Source organism: Streptomyces sp. NPDC006140 (assembly GCF_040628815.1).
Lineage (GTDB): Bacteria > Actinomycetota > Actinomycetes > Streptomycetales > Streptomycetaceae > Streptomyces.
Genome location: NZ_JBEXTS010000024.1, coordinates 33,890 through 49,258 on the forward strand (window position 1 = coordinate 33,890; position 15,369 = coordinate 49,258).

The 15,369-nt window shown below is 71.2% G+C and carries 18 protein-coding genes; 10 read left to right on the forward strand and 8 right to left on the reverse strand.

Translation table 11 applies throughout. The features are described from left to right. Positions 1-30 precede the first annotated feature (30 nt). Together ABZ386_RS38820 and mca are read right to left on the reverse strand one after the other, a co-directional pair. Entirely contained in the window at positions 31-333 is a 303-nt protein-coding gene (locus tag ABZ386_RS38820) for a hypothetical protein (protein ID WP_358968255.1), read from the reverse strand. Further along, positions 326-1,207, reverse strand: coding sequence for a mycothiol conjugate amidase Mca (mca, locus tag ABZ386_RS38825; protein WP_351347179.1), 882 nt, complete (start codon positions 1,205-1,207; stop codon positions 326-328). The genes ABZ386_RS38820 and mca overlap by 8 nt, the downstream gene beginning before the upstream one ends. A 147-nt stretch (positions 1,208-1,354) precedes the next feature. Between mca and ABZ386_RS38830 the strand changes: the two genes are divergently transcribed. Then, complete coding sequence (locus tag ABZ386_RS38830; RefSeq protein ID WP_114254978.1) at positions 1,355-1,753, forward strand: DUF4307 domain-containing protein; 399 nt, start codon at positions 1,355-1,357, stop codon at positions 1,751-1,753. A 179-nt stretch (positions 1,754-1,932) separates the two neighbouring features. Further along, positions 1,933-2,430: a transcription elongation factor GreA gene (gene greA / locus ABZ386_RS38835; protein WP_351347182.1), complete on the forward strand. Its 498-nt coding sequence runs from the start codon at positions 1,933-1,935 to the stop codon at positions 2,428-2,430. A gap of 94 nt (positions 2,431-2,524) precedes the next feature. Here greA and ABZ386_RS38840 read toward each other — a convergent pair whose 3' ends face one another. The 3 genes from ABZ386_RS38840 to ilvA form a co-directional block, all read right to left on the reverse strand. Beyond that, complete coding sequence (locus tag ABZ386_RS38840) at positions 2,525-3,274, reverse strand: ABC transporter permease (protein ID WP_232840783.1); 750 nt, start codon at positions 3,272-3,274, stop codon at positions 2,525-2,527. A gap of 47 nt (positions 3,275-3,321) precedes the next feature. Then, positions 3,322-4,299, reverse strand: coding sequence for an ATP-binding cassette domain-containing protein (locus tag ABZ386_RS38845; protein WP_355720860.1), 978 nt, complete (start codon positions 4,297-4,299; stop codon positions 3,322-3,324). Positions 4,300-4,460: 161 nt separating this feature from the next. Beyond that, a complete protein-coding gene (ilvA, locus tag ABZ386_RS38850) occupies positions 4,461-5,690 on the reverse strand; it encodes a threonine ammonia-lyase (protein ID WP_114254974.1) in 1,230 nt (409 codons plus the stop codon). A 163-nt stretch (positions 5,691-5,853) separates the two neighbouring features. On the opposite strand from ilvA, the gene ABZ386_RS38855 reads away from it, so the two are divergent. The 3 genes from ABZ386_RS38855 (at position 5,854) to ABZ386_RS38865 (ending at position 7,337) form a co-directional block, all read left to right on the forward strand. Further along, on the forward strand, positions 5,854-6,360 hold the full coding sequence (locus ABZ386_RS38855; protein ID WP_114254973.1) for a MarR family transcriptional regulator: 507 nt from the start codon (positions 5,854-5,856) through the stop codon (positions 6,358-6,360). Positions 6,361-6,511: 151 nt separating this feature from the next. Then, complete coding sequence (locus ABZ386_RS38860; RefSeq protein ID WP_358968258.1) at positions 6,512-7,015, forward strand: sigma factor-like helix-turn-helix DNA-binding protein; 504 nt, start codon at positions 6,512-6,514, stop codon at positions 7,013-7,015. A gap of 73 nt (positions 7,016-7,088) precedes the next feature. Continuing rightward, a complete protein-coding gene (locus ABZ386_RS38865) occupies positions 7,089-7,337 on the forward strand; it encodes a hypothetical protein (protein ID WP_351347189.1) in 249 nt (82 codons plus the stop codon). Between the two features lie 16 nt (positions 7,338-7,353). Here the strand turns inward: ABZ386_RS38865 and ABZ386_RS38870 are convergent, their stop codons facing one another. Then, positions 7,354-8,508, reverse strand: a complete 1,155-nt coding sequence (locus ABZ386_RS38870) for a cystathionine gamma-synthase (protein ID WP_358968261.1) — start codon at positions 8,506-8,508, stop codon at positions 7,354-7,356. 163 nt (positions 8,509-8,671) lie between these two features. Between ABZ386_RS38870 and ABZ386_RS38875 the strand changes: the two genes are divergently transcribed. The 5 genes from ABZ386_RS38875 to ABZ386_RS38895 all read left to right on the forward strand — a co-directional run bounded on the left by ABZ386_RS38875 (position 8,672) and on the right by ABZ386_RS38895 (position 13,597). Then, complete coding sequence (locus ABZ386_RS38875) at positions 8,672-9,790, forward strand: hypothetical protein (RefSeq protein WP_351347193.1); 1,119 nt, start codon at positions 8,672-8,674, stop codon at positions 9,788-9,790. A gap of 161 nt (positions 9,791-9,951) precedes the next feature. Then, positions 9,952-10,620: a peptide-methionine (S)-S-oxide reductase MsrA gene (gene msrA, locus ABZ386_RS38880; RefSeq protein WP_351347195.1), complete on the forward strand. Its 669-nt coding sequence runs from the start codon at positions 9,952-9,954 to the stop codon at positions 10,618-10,620. A 65-nt stretch (positions 10,621-10,685) separates the two neighbouring features. Next, positions 10,686-11,816 (forward strand): AI-2E family transporter, encoded by a 1,131-nt coding sequence (locus tag ABZ386_RS38885; protein ID WP_356618462.1) that lies wholly within the window; start codon positions 10,686-10,688, stop codon positions 11,814-11,816. An 84-nt stretch (positions 11,817-11,900) separates the two neighbouring features. Next, complete coding sequence (locus tag ABZ386_RS38890; protein WP_358968264.1) at positions 11,901-12,590, forward strand: DUF4389 domain-containing protein; 690 nt, start codon at positions 11,901-11,903, stop codon at positions 12,588-12,590. Between the two features lie 83 nt (positions 12,591-12,673). After that, complete coding sequence (locus ABZ386_RS38895; RefSeq protein ID WP_358968289.1) at positions 12,674-13,597, forward strand: DUF5829 family protein; 924 nt, start codon at positions 12,674-12,676, stop codon at positions 13,595-13,597. 51 nt (positions 13,598-13,648) lie between these two features. Here the strand turns inward: ABZ386_RS38895 and ABZ386_RS38900 are convergent, their stop codons facing one another. Beyond that, complete coding sequence (locus tag ABZ386_RS38900; RefSeq protein WP_355718864.1) at positions 13,649-14,032, reverse strand: VOC family protein; 384 nt, start codon at positions 14,030-14,032, stop codon at positions 13,649-13,651. 190 nt (positions 14,033-14,222) lie between these two features. Next, positions 14,223-15,263, reverse strand: coding sequence for an NAD(P)-dependent alcohol dehydrogenase (locus tag ABZ386_RS38905; RefSeq protein WP_358968267.1), 1,041 nt, complete (start codon positions 15,261-15,263; stop codon positions 14,223-14,225). Between the last annotated feature and the right edge of the window lie 106 nt (positions 15,264-15,369).

The following is a 15,369-nucleotide window of genomic DNA, read 5'->3' on the forward strand; positions in this document are numbered from 1 at the left end:
CGACGGGTGTCACACCCGGGGCAGGGGCGGTCAGCCCTGCTTCTCGCCTTGGCCGGAGGACGCCCCCGCGTCCTGCTTCTCGCCCTGGCCGGAAGCCTTGGCGTCCGCGGGTTCCGCCTCCGCCCGCTCGGCCTCCGGGTCCGGGGCCTGGGTGAAGTCGACCCTGCTCATGTGCCGGCTCATGGACTTCATCAGGGCCCACACCGCCAGGGCCATCGCCGCGAAGACGATGAAGCCGAGGACGCCGGGGGTGACCTTGTCCTCGTCGACCTCCTTGGCGAAGGAGACGAGGTGCGTCATTGCCAGGCTTGCGCTTGCGCTCATGTCAGGCATTGTCGCGGACGCCCGCGAAGAGGTCGTCCTCGGGGAGGGAGGTATCGACGAGGGACTTCGCCAGCTCGTACTCCTCCGTCGGCCAGACCTCCTTCTGGATGTCCATCGGGACCTTGAACCAGCCGCCGTCGGGGTCGATCTGCGTGGCGTGCGCGATCAGCGCCTTGTCGCGGATCTCGTAGAAGTCGCCGCAGGGGACGTGCGTGGTGAGCGTGCGCTCCTTCATCCCGAACTCGTCCCAGCGCTTGAGCCACTCCCCGTAGGGGGACTCCAGGCCGCGGTCGAGCATCGCCTGGTGCAGGGCCTCGGTGCGCGGGCGGTTGAAGCCCTGGTTGTAGTAGAGCTTCTGCGGCTGGTAGGCGGGGCCGTACTCGGCCTCGGGGTACTTCTCGGTGTCCGCCGCCCCCTCGAACGCCACCATCGAGATCTTGTGGGTCATGATGTGGTCGGGGTGCGGGTAGCCGCCGTTCTCGTCGTAGGTGGTGATCACCTGGGGACGGAAGGAGCGGATCTTCCGCACCAGCTCACCGGCGGCGTGGTCGACGTCCTCCAGGGCGAAGCAGCCCTCCGGCAGCGGCGGCAGCGGGTCGCCCTCGGGCAGGCCCGAGTCGACGAAGCCGAGCCACTCCTGCTTGACCCCGAGGATCTCGCGGGCCTCGTCCATCTCCTTCTTGCGTACCTCGTGGATGTGCTCCTCGATGTACTTGTCGCCCTGCAGCTTCGGGTTGAGGATGGAGCCGCGCTCCCCGCCCGTGCAGGTCACGACCAGCACGTCCACCCCCTCGGACACGTACTTCGCCATGGTCGCCGCGCCCTTGCTCGACTCGTCGTCGGGGTGGGCGTGCACGGCCATCAGTCGCAACTGGTCAGTCAAGACTCAATCCTCAGTAAGTCGGCGCCCTGTGTGCCTCGGCGCAATCAGCGGCTTCTATAGTGACCGAATCGGGGGGCGAATAATTCCGGGACCACGTCCCGGGGCCCCTGCCGGGACGTCCGTCCCGGCCCTGTCTGGAGGACGATCATGAGTACGGCGAGCACGCGACTGCCCGAGGGCCGCTACGGCCGTTCCTCGGACGAGCGCGCCGACCGCAAGCTCAAGGCCGTCGGCGCCGTCCTCGCGGTGGCCCTGCTGGGGCTCCTCGGCTGGTTCGGCTACCACTACGTCGCCCAGAGCAAGATCAGCGCCGAGGTGATCAGCTTCGAGCCCGGCAAGGACTCAGTGCGGGTGCACCTGGAGGTCCGCAAGGACTCCGGCACCGACGGCTACTGCACCGTGCGCTCCCAGGCCGAGGACGGCGCCGAGGTGGGCCGGGCCGACTTCCGCTTCACCGGGGACGCCACCCGCATCGACAAGGTCGTCACGCTCCGCACCACCTCCGAGGGCACCACGGCCGAGCTGCTGGGCTGCCACGCCGACTGACGACAACCGGACGTCACCTGGAATACGTAGCGCCTGACCTGCGTTGACGTGAATCTGGTGGCTTATGTCCTCCCCCTTGGGCCCCTGAATTGTTAGGCTCGTGGTTTCGCCCATCCGTGAAGGAACATTCTTCTGGGTAGGGCGATGCTTTGTATTCCCAGTACCTACGAGGAGCACCTGTGACCCAGACCAGCGAGAACGTCACCTGGCTGACCCAGGAGGCGTACAACAAGCTCAAGGCTGAGCTTGAGTACCTTACTGGTCCCGCGCGGGCGGAGATCTCCGCGAAGATCGCCGCGGCGCGCGAGGAGGGCGACCTGCGTGAGAACGGCGGGTACCACGCGGCCAAGGAGGAGCAGGGCAAGCAGGAGCTCCGTGTGCGCCAGCTCACCCAGCTCCTCGAGAACGCCAAGGTCGGCGAGGCGCCCGCGGCGGACGGTGCCGTCGCGCCGGGCATGGTCGTCACGATCGCGTTCGACGGTGACGAGGACGACACGCTGACGTTCCTGCTCGCCTCGCGCGAGTACGCGAGCGCCGACATCGAGACCTACTCGCCGCAGTCCCCGCTGGGCACCGGCGTGATCGGCCACAAGGTCGGCGAGGACGCGGAGTACGAGCTGCCCAACGGCAAGAAGGCCACGGTGAAGATCCTGAAGGCCGAGCCGTACGAGGGCTGAGCCCCTCCCATCCGGACCTCGACGTGCCCCCGGCACCGCTGCGGCGCCGGGGGCATCGTCATGCCGTCGCGGACCGTCCCGGCTCCCGGTGCCGTCAGCCGGTCGCCCGGCGGTACTTGCGGACCGCCAGCGTCCGGAAGACCGCGATGATCACGACCGACCAGATCAGCGAAGCCCACACGGGGTGCTGCATGGGCCAGGCGTCAGGTGTCTTGAAGCCCGGCGGAAGGTTGCCGAACAGCTCACGGCACGCCTGCACGACCGCGCTGAACGGGTTCCACTCCGCGATGTGCCGCAGGAACGACGGCATCAGGTTCGCGTCCACGAACGCGTTCGAGATGAAGGTCAGCGGAAAGAGCCAGATCAGGCCGCCCGAGGTCGCCGCTTCCGGGGTGCGCACGGACAGGCCGATGAGCGCGCCGATCCAGGAGAACGCGTACCCGAAGAGCAGGAGCAGGGCGAAGCCGGCGAGGACCTTGCCGAGGTTCTCGTGCGTGCGCCAGCCGACGATCACCGCGACGACCGCCAGGACGACGAGGGTGAGCGCCGTCTGCACCAGGTCGGCGATGGTCCGGCCGGTCAGCACCGCGCCACGCGCCATCGGCAGCGAGCGGAACCGGTCGATGAGGCCCTTGTGCATGTCGTCGGCGATGCCCGCACCCGCGCCCGCGGTGGCGAACGTGACGGTCTGGGCGAAGATGCCGGCCATCAGGAACTCGCGGTAGGCCTGGGTCGAGTTGGACGAGCCGACCTGGATCGAGCCGCCGAACACGTAGGTGAACAGCACCACGAACATGATCGGCTGGAACAGCCCGAAGATGATCATCTCGGGGATCCGGCCCATACGGATCAGGTTTCTGCGCGCGATGACCGCGGAATCGCTGATGGCGCTCACTGGACGGCCCCCTTGCCGTTCTCCTCGTCCTTGACCTCGGCCACGTGTCCCGTCAGGGACAGGAAGACGTCGTCGAGGGTCGGCCGGCGCAGGCCGATGTCGTCGATCTCGATGCCCCGGGCGTCCAGCTCGCGGATGACCTCGGCGAGGAGCTTGGCGCCGCCGGCGACGGGTGTGGTGAGCTTGCGCATGTGCTCCTCGACCGTGGTCTCGCCCTTGCCGAAGCCGGCGAGCACCTCGACGGCGGCCCGGATGTGCTCGCGCTCGTGCACCACGACCTCGACGCGCTCGCCGCCGGTGCGGGCCTTGAGCTGGTCGGAGGTGCCCTGGGCGATGACCTTGCCGTGGTCGACCACCGCGATGTCGTGCGCCAGGTGGTCGGCCTCCTCCAGGTACTGGGTGGTCAGCAGCAGTGTCGTGCCGCCGGAGACCAGTTGCTTGATGACCTCCCACAGCTGCTGGCGGTTGCGCGGATCGAGGCCGGTCGTCGGCTCGTCCATGAACATCACGGGCGGCGAGACGACGAGGGCCGCCGCGAGGTCGAGGCGGCGGCGCATGCCGCCCGAGTAGGTCTTGGTGGGGCGGTCGGCGGCGTCCGTGAGGTGGAACTGCTCCAGCAGCTCGGCCGCGCGCTCCTTCGCCGCCTTGGCCTTCATCTGGTAGAGCTGGCCGACCATCTGCAGGTTCTCGCGGCCGGTCAGGTACTCGTCGACCGCTGCGAACTGGCCGGACAGGCCGATGGAGCGGCGGACCGCGTCGGGCTGCTTGAGCACGTCGATGCCCGCGACGACCGCCCGGCCGCTGTCGGGCCGCAGCAGGGTGGTCAGGCAGCGGACGGTCGTCGTCTTGCCCGCGCCGTTCGGCCCGAGCAGGCCGAGGACCGTGCCCTCGGGCACGTCGAGGTCGACGCCGTCCAAGGCCCTTACGTCACCGAAGGTCTTGACCAGACCTTCGGCATAAATGGCGCCTGGCATAAAAGTCTCCACGTCTTCGGGGATGGCCGGACAGGTGCCCGGTGAGCCTTCTCACAGACACACCATAACGCGATGTATCGCGTCTCTCAACGAGTTTCTCCGGGTGCGGTACGAGGGACGAAGGCGATCTTGACGGGCTGCCGGACTGCGCGGGAGCCGGGTCAGCCCATGACCGTGTAACCCGCCTCGCGCAGCGCCTGGCCCACCTCGGCGCAGTGCGCCGGGCCCTTCGTCTCCAGGTGCAGCTCGACCTCCGCCTCCGTGAGTCCGAGCCGTGGGTCGGTCCGCACGTGGCTCACATCCAGGACGTTAGCGTCGACCACTGACAACACACCCAGAAGTGTGGCGAGAGCACCGGGCCGGTCGGTGAGCCGGAGGCGAACGGCCAGGTAGCGGCCCTGCGCGGCCATGCCGTGCCGCAGGACCCGCTGCATCAGCACCGGGTCGACGTTGCCGCCGGACAGCACCGCGACGACCGGGCCCTCGAAGGCGCCGGGCGCGCTCAGCAGCGCCGCGACCGGGCTCGCCCCGGCCGGTTCGACGACCAGCTTGGCCCGCTCCAGGCAGAGCAGCAGCGCCGCGGACAGCTCGTCCTCGCTGACCGTGCGCACCTCGTCGACCAGGTCGCCGATGATCCCGAAGGGCACGTCGCCGGGCCGGCCCACCTTGATGCCGTCGGCCATCGTCGCCGGGTTCTCCACCGTCACCGGCCGCCCCGCCGCCAGCGAGGGCGGGTAGGCCGCCGCCCCGGTCGCCTGGACGCCGACGATCCTGAGGTCGGGCCGCAGGGCCTTCACCGCCACCGCGATCCCGGCGGCCAGCCCGCCGCCGCCGATGCCGACCACGATCGTGCGCACCTCGGGGCACTGCTCCAGGATCTCCAGACCCACCGTGCCCTGCCCGGCGATGATGTCGGGGTGGTCGAAGGGGTGGATGAACACCGCGCCCGTCTCGGCCGCGTACTCCTGGGCGGCGGCCAGAGTCTCGTCGACGACCTGGCCGTGCAGCCGCACCTCGGCCCCGTAGTCACGGGTGGCACTGACCTTGGGCAGCGGGGCCCCCTTCGGCATGAACACCGTGGAACGCACGCCGAGCAGCGACGACGCCAGGGCGACACCCTGCGCGTGGTTGCCGGCGCTGGCGGCGACGACACCGGCGGCCCGCTCCTCGGGCAGCAGACCCGCGATGCGGACATAGGCGCCGCGCAGCTTGAACGAGCCCGTCCGCTGGAGGTTCTCGCACTTGAGGTGCACCGGCGCCCCGACCAGCTGGGACAGGTGCCTGCTGCTCTCCATCGCGGTCACCCGCGCCACGCCCGAGAGCATCTTCTGGGCGCCGCGCACGTCGTCCAGGGTGACAGGGCGCAAGGAGTCAGCCGTGCTGTAGCTCATGACTCAAGCATCGCAGTTCACGGGTGGGAACGGCCGTTGTGACCAACCTCCGAGACCCGCTTTGCGCAGCGCCGGTACGACCTGCCGTCCGGCCGCGTACCCTGTCCCCCAATCAGCCAGCCCTCCACGAAGTGAGCCCCCGGCCATGCCCACAACACCTGAAATGTCGATGGACATGACGACCGTCGGTGACACCGGTCTTCTCGACACGCTGCAGCACGAGGTGGCGCTGTTCGCCCGCCGTGCCGAACAGACCCGGCTCGGCGGGGTCGGGCAGGTGCGCAACTCCATGGACCGCGCCGCGTACCTGCTGCTCAACCGGCTCGACAAAGAAGGTCCGATGGGCGTCAAGGCGCTCGCCGCGAGCATGGGCATCGACTCGTCGACGGTCACCCGGCAGGTGGCTCCGCTCGTCGACACCGGCCTGGTCAAGCGGACCTCGCACCCCGAGGACGGGCGTGCCGTGGTGCTCCAGCTGTCCCCGCGCGGGCAGTCGCGGCTGGAGGAAGTGCGCTCGTCCCGCCGCCAGTTGATGGCCGAGCTGACCCACGACTGGGAGCCGGAGGAGCGCGAGGCGTTCTGCTCGCTCCTCACCCGCTTCAACACCGCGCTGTCCTCCCGGATGGCGGCGCAGGGAGTACCGGGACCGGAGGCCCAGTCGCCGTCCTGACCGCCTCACGAGCGACGGGGTGATCGTGGCGAGGCGGTCCGGCCGTGCGCGGCTCTTGACCCCGGGGCCGCCCCTGGCCTGATATGAGACCGGGTCCCGTCGTACACGGCCGGGCCCGCATCCTCAGGGTCGCCCTCACGCGGGAGGCGCGGTGCGAGAACGGCAGGCGTCCCGGGCAAGCCGTCGGGCCCGGGAGTTCGAGGCGTTCGTCGCGGGCGCGGCCGGGCGGCTGCTGCACGCCGCGACCCTGCTCACCGCGGAGGCCCCGGGCGACAACCCCCGCGCGCGGCGGCTGCTGACACTGTCGCTGGCTCACACGTACGCGTACTGGGACCGGCTGCGCGGCGAGGATCCCTACGACCGCGCCCGGCAGTACCTGGCCACCCGCTTCGCGCGCGGCGCGTGGCACCACTACGGCGGTCCCGGCCGCTCGCGCCCCCACCCCGCCGCTCCGCTGGCCCCGCTCACCCCGCAGGAGCGGCTGATCCTGGTGCTCAGGCTGTACGAGGGCGTCGCCGAGGAGCAGACGGCGGCCCTGCTCGGCCTGTCCCCGGAGCGCGTACGGGCGATCTGCCACCGGGCGACGACGACCCTGCTGCACCGGCGCCGGGGCCCGGCCCCGGCGGTGACGGCCGCGAAGGCGGTGCCCTCATGAGCCACCCGGCGAACGCCCCGCTGACGGGCCGGGGACGGACCACCAAAGCCCCCGCTGACAAGGGGAGACGGGCATGAGCGGCAACGACCGTGAGGCGGCCGTGCGGCGACTGCTGGAGCAGGTGCCGCGGTCCGTGCCGCCCGAGATCCACGCGGAGGCGGTGCGCGTCGGCGGCCGCATGCTGCGCCGCCGGACGCTCGCCCGCCGCGCCCTGTGGCTGCTGCTGTTCGCGGCGGCCGTGGCGTTCGCCGTGTGGGCGCTGACCGCCCGCCCCTGGGTGGAGCCGCCGTCCCACACGACCCCACCCCTCACCGGCTGGTGACCCGGCCGGGGCCCGGCTAGCCGAGGGCCTGCAGCAGGTCCTCCAGCAGGTCGTCGGCATTCTCGATGCCGACGGACAGGCGCACCAGGTCGGCGGGGACCTCCAGGGCCGAGCCGGCCACGGAGGCGTGGGTCATGCGGCCCGGGTGCTCGATCAGCGACTCGACACCGCCGAGGGACTCGCCGAGCGTGAACACCTTGGCCCGGTTGCAGACCTCGACGGCCGCCGCCTCGCCGCCCTGCACACGGAACGAGACCATGCCGCCGAACGCCCTCATCTGCTTGGCGGCGACCTCGTGGCCGGGGTGCTCCGGCAGGCCCGGGTACAGCACGCTCGTCACGCGCGCGTGCCGGGTGAGCATGTCGGCCACCTTGGTGGCGTTCTCGCTGTGCCGGTCCATGCGCACGGAGAGGGTCTTGGTGCCGCGCAGCACCAGCCAGGAGTCGAAGGGCCCGGCGACCGCGCCCATCGCGTTCTGGTGGAAGGCCAGTTCCTCGCCCAGGTCGGCGTCGTCGGTGATCAGGGCGCCGCCGACGACGTCCGAGTGGCCGCCCATGTACTTCGTCAGCGAGTGCACGACGACGTCCGCGCCGAGCGAGAGCGGCTGCTGGAGGTAGGGCGTGGCGAAGGTGTTGTCGACGACGAGGCGGGCGCCCGCGTCCCGGGCGACCTGGGCGACGGCGGCGATGTCGGTGATGCCGAGCAGCGGGTTGGACGGGGTCTCCACCCACACGACCTTGGTCTTCGGGGTGAGGGCGGCCCGTACGGCGGCGGGGTCGCTGGTGTCGGCGACCGACCACTCCACGCCCCAGCGGGCGACGACCTTGGCGAACAGCCGGAACGTCCCGCCGTAGGCGTCGTTGGGGATGACCACGTGGTCGCCGGGGGTGAGCAGCGTGCGCAGCAGGCAGTCCTCGGCCGCCAGCCCGGACGCGAACGCGAGGCCGCGGCGGCCGCCCTCCAGGGCGGCGAGGTTCTCCTCCAGCGCGGTCCTGGTCGGATTGGCGCTGCGGCTGTACTCGTAGCCGCCGCGCAGGCCGCCGACGCCGTCCTGCTTGTAGGTCGAGACCTGGTAGATGGGCGGGACGACCGCGCCCGTCAGGGGGTCGGCGGTGTTGCCCGCGTGGATCGCGAGCGTCTCGAAGTGCTGACTGATGTGCCTGTCGCTCATGGGCACCGAGGGTAGTGCGCCGACGCGAAGAGTGCCGGAGTACGAGGTGAGCGGGGCTCCGAGACGGGTTTTCCACAGCCGGGCCGGAGCCCTGCGGCCGGGTTTTCCACAGGTTCGCGGATCAGGTTGGCCAATTGTCGGCGCGGTCTGGTTCGCTTGATGCATGGAGATTCTCTGGGTCCTGATCGCACTGGTCATGCTGGGCTTCGTGCTGCTCCCCTTCCTGCGGCGCAGGCGCGGTGCGATCGGGCTGGTCTCGCCCGACCACCCGGACGCCGCGGACCCGGCGAACTACGGCTTCGTCCGCGAGGAGGAGCTCGACATCCGCATGCCCGGCCCGGACCAGGACCTGCTGGACGTCCTGGACGTGGTGCAGCGCACGCAGGACTACCGCGCGGCGCAGCAGCTCCTCGCGGGTACGGAGTCGGAGGGCGAGCGGCGCTGGCAGCGCGTGCAGGCCTTCGCGGGCGCGGCCTCGCTGGAGCTCGCGCGGCGGCCCGGCGGGGTGAGCGAGGCGCCGGGCGGGCAGTGGCTGCGGGTGTGGCGGGCCGAGGCGCCCAAGGACGCGGGCGGCGCGGCGGTGCACGCCGAGTTCCTGGTGCAGCAGGCGTGGCGGACGGCGACGCCCGGCACGGACGAGTTCCGGATCATCATGGAGGAGGCGAAGGCGGCGTGCGGCGACGCGGCGCTGCTGGCCCCCGGCGATCCGATCCCGTACATCGTGGAGCTGTCGGTGGCCCGCGGGCTCGGCTACTCCCAGAAGGAATTCGAGCAGCTCTGGCTGAAGATCCTGGACCGCGCCCCGAACCACATGGGGGCACACCTGGCCGCGCTGCACTACTGGTGCGAGAAGTGGCACGGCTCGCGTGAGCAGGCGTACTCGTTCGCGGAGGCCGCGGCGGCCCGGGCACCGCAGGGTTCCCTGCTGGCGGCGATGCCCCTCTTCGCGGTGTTCGAGCACCTCCCCGAGGTGACCCTGGTCAGCAGCTTCTGGCAGTCGGAGGTCGTCACCAAGGCGGTCCACGGCGCGCTGCACGCGGTGCACTCGGCCCGTCCCGACGACCCGATGCTGGCGCATGTGCGGCACATGCTGGTCTTCTTCCTGGTCCGCGGCGAGCGCTGGGCGGAGGCCATGAACCAACTGGTGCGCATCGACGGCCACGTGGGCGCCCTGCCGTGGACCCTGTCGGCCGACCCGGCGGCGGAGTTCGCGGTGTACCGGGCGCTGGCGGTGGCGGGCTACGAGGCGAACGGCGGCAACCCGGCGAGCCTGCCCCACTGAGCACGGGCGATCCTCAAGGGCTCCCCCCCCCCGGCCGCAAGGACTCCCGCCCCGCCGCAAGGGCTCCCGCCCCGCCGTGCCGGCCCGGCCGGAATTCCCCCCGGCCGCCGCATGTTGCAGGGGCGTCGCCCCGGTGCGGGTGTCACGCCGATTGGAGACGCATGTTCCTGCACAGCCGTACGCCCCAGCTGCCGACCCCCGAGCAGGCGCTGCCCGGCCGCCCGGAGCCGGCGTTCACGGTCCCCGGCCGCCACACCGTCCTCGGCAACCCGCTGCTCGGCCCCTACCCCGAGGGCCTGGAGATCGCCGACTTCGGCCTGGGCTGCTTCTGGGGCGCCGAGCGCCGGTTCTGGCAGCTCCCGGCCGGTGTGTGGACGACCCTCGTCGGCTACCAGGGCGGTCACACGGAGCACCCGACGTACGAGGAGGTCTGCTCGGGCCTGACCGGCCACACCGAGGTCGTGCGCGTCGTCCACGACCCGCGGCGGATCTCGTACGACCGCCTTCTGAAGACGTTCTGGGAGTCGCACGATCCCACCCAGGGCTTCCGCCAGGGCAACGACGTGGGCACGCAGTACCGCTCGGCGGTCTACACCCACTCCCCCGAGCAGGAAGCCGCCGCCCGGGCCTCCCGCGCGTCGTACCAGAAGGTCCTCACGTCGTCCGGCTACGGCACCATCACCACGGAGATCGTCCCGGCGGAGGGCCGCCCCTTCTACCCGGCGGAGGGCTACCACCAGCAGTACCTGGACAAGAACCCGGCGGGCTACTGCGGCATCGGCGGCACGGGCGTGTCCTGCCCGGTCGGTGTGGCCCGGGCCGAGGGCTGACGACCGTCGGCGTGCCCGGGGATCCGGTAGGCCCCGTGCCCGCGGGGACCCACTAGGGTGCCCCCGTGACTGCGCCCCTGAGTACCTCCCGATCCCGTGCCGCGTTGCGGATATCCGCGCGGGTCTCCGCCGAGTTGCTGCTGGTGTTCGCCGGACTGGCCTTGGCGCTGTGGCTGTTGGGCCGGATGTGGTCAGTGGTGTGGCCGCTCGTCGTCGGGCTGCTGCTGACCACGCTGACCTGGCCCGTGGCCCGGTTCCTGCGGCGGCGCGGGTGGCCGCCCGCGCTCGCCGCGTCGGCCGTGACCGTGCTGTTCCTGCTGGTCGCCACGGGCGTCGTGGCGCTGATCGCGGTACCGGTGGCGTCCCAGTCGGGTGAGCTGACCGACGGTGTGGTGGAGGGCATCCAGCGGCTGCGCGAGTGGGCCGCCGGGCCGCCGCTGAACATCGGGGACGCGCAGATCAACCAGGCCTTCGACAGCGCGGTCGCCCGGGCCCAGGAGGGTCTGGGCAGCATGGTGGGCGCTGTCGTCACGGGCGTGAGCACGGTGGTGAACGGCGTCGTCACCGCCGTCCTGGCCCTGTTCCTGATGTTCTTCTTCCTCAAGGACGGTCCGCGGTTCCTGCCCTGGCTCGCCCGTCAGCTGCCCGGCCGGCTCGCCACGGACGTCCCGGCAGTGTTCGCGCGCGGCTGGGCCACGCTGGGGTCCTTCGTGCGTTCCCAGGCGGCCGTCGGCCTGCTGGACGCCGTCCTGATCGGGCTGGGCCTGTGGATCCTGGGCATCCCGCTGGTGCTCCCCCTGGCGGTGCTGACCTTCGTCTCCGCGTTCGTGCCGATCATCGGCGCGCTGTTCGCCGGCTTCGTCGCGGTTCTCATCGCGCTGGTCTCCAACGGCCTCACGGACGCGCTGATCGTGCTGGCGATCATCGTCGTGGTGCAGCAGCTCGAGGGGAACGTCTTCCAGCCCATGATCCAGAGCCGGGGGCTCGGTCTCCACGCGGCCGTCGTGCTGCTGGCGGTGACGCTGGGCGGCAGCCTGGCCGGCATCGTCGGCAGTCTGCTCGCCGTACCCGTCGCCGCGCTGATCGCCGTGGTCTGGAACTACGTGCGCGAGCAGCTCGTCGAGACGGCGGAGGCACCGGACCCCGGCGATCCCGGCCCGGACGAACCGGACACCGCCGCCGCTGCTCCGTCGTAGGCGGCCGGGGCGCGCGAACGGCCCCGCCCGGATCGCGGGGCCTCTCCCCGCCTGCGATTCTGCAGGCGAAAGGAGTGCCGCCGCATGAATTCTGCCGTCGCTTCGCCCGTGCGTCTGGAGGCGTCCGTCGATTCCCGGCTGTCCCGGTGGATGTGGCTGGTGAAGTGGCTGCTCGCCGTTCCGCACTACGTCGTGCTGCTGTTCCTGTGGATCGCGTTCGCCGTCGTGACCGTGATCGCCTTCTTCGCCATCCTGTTCACCGGCCGGTACCCGCGGTCCCTCTTCGACTTCAGCGTCGGCGTGCTGCGCTGGAACTGGCGGGTCGGCTACTACGCGCACACCGCGCTCGGCACCGACCGGTACCCGCCGTTCACCCTCGCCGACGTGCCCGACTACCCGGCGCGCTTCGACGTCGCCTACCCGGAGCGGCTGTCCCGCGGGCTGGTGCTGGTGAAGTGGTGGCTGCTGGCGATCCCGCAGTACATCGTCGTCGGGTTGTTCGTCGGGGGCGGCTGGGGCTGGGACGGGAGGGACGGCTGGCGCGGCGGCGGGGTGGTGCCCTTCCTCTCCCTCGTCGCGGTGGTCGTCCTGCTGTTCACCGCCCGCTACCCGCGGCACCTCTTCGACTTCCTGATCGGCCTCGCCCGCTGGACGGCCCGCGTGACGGCCTACGCCGCGCTGCTGACCGACCAGTACCCGCCGTTCCGGCTGGACCTGGGCGGGCAGGAGCCCCCGCCCGCGCCCGCGCCGGGACCCCCGCTGACGAAGACCTGAGCTCCCGGAATGTCCGCTTCGGCGGCGGAATCCTCTCCTCCCGCCTTACGCTCCTTCGCATGGTTCTCAGACGAGCGTTACAGGTGATCATGGTCGTGGCCCTGGCCCTCGCGGGGGCGGTCCAGGGCACGGCGCACGCCGAGGAGGGCACGCCGGCGGCCGGACAGCAGTCGCTGTTCTACAACCACGCCTACGGCGTGCTCGACCGTGCGACCGCCGACGCCATCGAGCACTCCTCCTACCTGCGGGAGTTCGCCCACTTCCAGGTCCGCACGACGACCGGATCCGGCGGGCAGACCTGGACCGGCCGCTATCTGATGGGCCGCGAGACCTACCTGGAGCTGTTCGGCGTGGGCGATCTGCCCGGCAAGGACGGCACCCTCGGCGCCGCCGGCCTGGCCGTGTCGACCGAGCGGGCCGGGGACCTGCCCACGGTGATCGAGCGGCTGCGGAAGCAGGGCGTCACCGACCCGATCGAGTTCCGGCAGACACGCGACTTCGGGGACGGCGTGCCCGTGCCGTGGTTCGACGCCGTGTTCACCACCGACCAGTACGACCTGTTCGGCGCCTGGGGCATGGAGTACCGGCCGGAGTACTTCGCCGACCCGCGCGGCAACACCGAGCCCGCCGCACACCCCGGTGACGTGGGCCGGGAGCGCTACCTGCCCGACACCTACCGCGACCGTCTGATGCGGGACGTGACCGGCATCCGGCTCGCGGTGACCGCGCGGGACCTCGCCGCCACGGTGCCGCTGCTGGAGGCCGGCGGGTTCGCCGTCCGGTCGCTGCCGGGCGGGGGCGCCGTCGCGAAGGGCGGCGGCACCACCATCCGCTTCGACGTCGTGCCCCTCGACCAGGCGGGCCTGCGGCAGGTCGAGATGTCGCTGAACCGGCCGGTGCCGTACCGGCACGAGGAGCGGATCGGCCACTCGGCCCTCGTCGTCGGCCCGGGCGCCCGCGCCGTGTGGACGTTCGAGGAACAGGACCGGCCGAGCGCTACCGGGTAGCGCCCAGCCTCTCCCAGGTCCGCTTCTCGGCGGCGGCACGATGTGCCCGGGTCAGCCGGCGCTGCCGTAGGGCCTCGTGATGATCTCCAGGCGGTGGCCGTCGGGGTCGTCGAAGTACGCTCCGCGGCCGCCGTCGTTGTGGTTGATCTCGCCGGGGCGGCTGTGGAAGGGGTCCGCCCAGTACGTCAGACCGGCCTGCTGGATGCGGGCGAAGATCTCGTCGAACTCCTCCTCCGAGACGAGGAAGGCGTAGTGCTGCGGCGTGATGGCGCCGGGGCTGTCCATGAAGTCGAGCGTCACGCCGTTGGGGATCTCGACCGGGAGGAACGGTCCGTAGGGCGGGCTCACGTCGAGCCCGAGGATGTCGGCGAGGAACCGGGCCGAGGCGCGCTTGTCGTGGGAGACGACGATGGTGTGGTTGAGCTGCACGGTCATGGTGGGCCTCCCCTGGCGGACCCCCCTGGGGCACTCTCGTCGTGTACCCCGCTCCACCGCCCTCGTGCACCGGAAGCTCCACCGCCCTCGTGCACCGGAAGCTCCACCGCCCTCGTGCACCGGAAAATCCCGGGCGCGCGCGAGGGCCCCGGCGCGCTGCCGGGGCCCTCGACGCATGGTTCTCGGCCGGTCAGATGGTGGCCGTGTCGATCACGAACCGGTAGCGCACATCGCTGTCCAGCACGCGCTCGTACGCCTCGTTGATCTGGTCGCCGCGGATCAGCTCGATCTCGGCGCCCAGACCGTGCTCGGCGCAGAAGTCCAGCATCTCCTGCGTCTCGGCGATACCGCCGATCATGGAACCGGCGAGGGACTTGCCTCCGCCGATCACCGAGAAGAGGTTCAGGGAGATGGGCTCCTCGGGAGCGCCGACGTTGGCCAGCGTGCCCTCGGTCTTCAGCAGCGACAGGTAGGCGCCGAAGTCCAGCGGGGCCGACACCGTGGAGACGATCAGGTCGAAGGTGCCGGCCAGTTCCTCGAAGGTCTTCGGGTCGCTGGTGGCGTAGTAGTGGTCCGCGCCCAGCTTCAGGCCGTCCTCCCGCTTGCGCAGGGACTGCGACAGCACGGTCACCTCGGCGCCGAGCGCGTGCGCGATCTTCACGCCCATGTGGCCAAGGCCGCCGAGGCCGACGATCGCGACCTTCTTGCCGGGGCCGGCGCCGAACCGCTTCAGCGGCGAGTAGAGGGTGATGCCGGCGCACAGCAGCGGCGCGGCGACGTCCAGGGACAGGCCGTCGGGGATGCGGACGACGAAGTTCTCGTCGACGACGACCTTCTGCGAGTAGCCGCCGTAGGTGGGCTCGCCGTCCTTGCCTATGCCGTTGTACGTCGGGACGTTGCCCTGGACGCAGTACTGCTCACGGCCGGCCTCGCAGTTCTCGCACTCGCGGCAGGAGTCGACCATGCAGCCGACGCCCACGCGGTCGCCGACGGCGAACTTCGTCACACCGGGGCCGACCTCGGCGACGACACCGGCGATCTCGTGGCCGGGGACCATCGGGAAGATCGCCTCGCCCCAGCCCTCGCGGGCCTGGTGGATGTCCGAGTGGCAGATGCCGGCGAACTTGATGTCGATCAGGACGTCGAACTCGCCGACCTGGCGGCGTTCGATGGTGGTGCGCTCCAGCGGAGCCTTGGGAGCGGGGGCGGCGTACGCAGCAACAGTGGTCATGCCGGGGTTTCTCCTAGCAAAGTGTCTGTGCCCGGCTGCCTTCTGAATCTTCTTCCGGGCACGATCACCAGCGTGCCCGAGCCGCGCGCCTTCACCCAGACCACGG

Coding starts and splice junctions, on each gene's coding strand:
- ABZ386_RS38820 (WP_358968255.1), bottom strand. CDS start 333: ATGCCTGACATGAGCGCAAGCGCAAGCCTGGCAATGACGCACCTCGTC.
- ABZ386_RS38830 (WP_114254978.1), top strand. CDS start 1,355: ATGAGTACGGCGAGCACGCGACTGCCCGAGGGCCGCTACGGCCGTTCC.
- ABZ386_RS38840 (WP_232840783.1), bottom strand. CDS start 3,274: ATGGGCCGGATCCCCGAGATGATCATCTTCGGGCTGTTCCAGCCGATC.
- ABZ386_RS38845 (WP_355720860.1), bottom strand. CDS start 4,299: ATGCCAGGCGCCATTTATGCCGAAGGTCTGGTCAAGACCTTCGGTGAC.
- ilvA (WP_114254974.1), bottom strand. CDS start 5,690: ATGAGCTACAGCACGGCTGACTCCTTGCGCCCTGTCACCCTGGACGAC.
- ABZ386_RS38855 (WP_114254973.1), top strand. CDS start 5,854: ATGTCGATGGACATGACGACCGTCGGTGACACCGGTCTTCTCGACACG.
- ABZ386_RS38865 (WP_351347189.1), top strand. CDS start 7,089: ATGAGCGGCAACGACCGTGAGGCGGCCGTGCGGCGACTGCTGGAGCAG.
- ABZ386_RS38870 (WP_358968261.1), bottom strand. CDS start 8,508: ATGAGCGACAGGCACATCAGTCAGCACTTCGAGACGCTCGCGATCCAC.
- ABZ386_RS38875 (WP_351347193.1), top strand. CDS start 8,672: ATGGAGATTCTCTGGGTCCTGATCGCACTGGTCATGCTGGGCTTCGTG.
- msrA (WP_351347195.1), top strand. CDS start 9,952: ATGTTCCTGCACAGCCGTACGCCCCAGCTGCCGACCCCCGAGCAGGCG.
- ABZ386_RS38890 (WP_358968264.1), top strand. CDS start 11,901: ATGAATTCTGCCGTCGCTTCGCCCGTGCGTCTGGAGGCGTCCGTCGAT.
- ABZ386_RS38900 (WP_355718864.1), bottom strand. CDS start 14,032: ATGACCGTGCAGCTCAACCACACCATCGTCGTCTCCCACGACAAGCGC.
- ABZ386_RS38905 (WP_358968267.1), bottom strand. CDS start 15,263: ATGACCACTGTTGCTGCGTACGCCGCCCCCGCTCCCAAGGCTCCGCTG.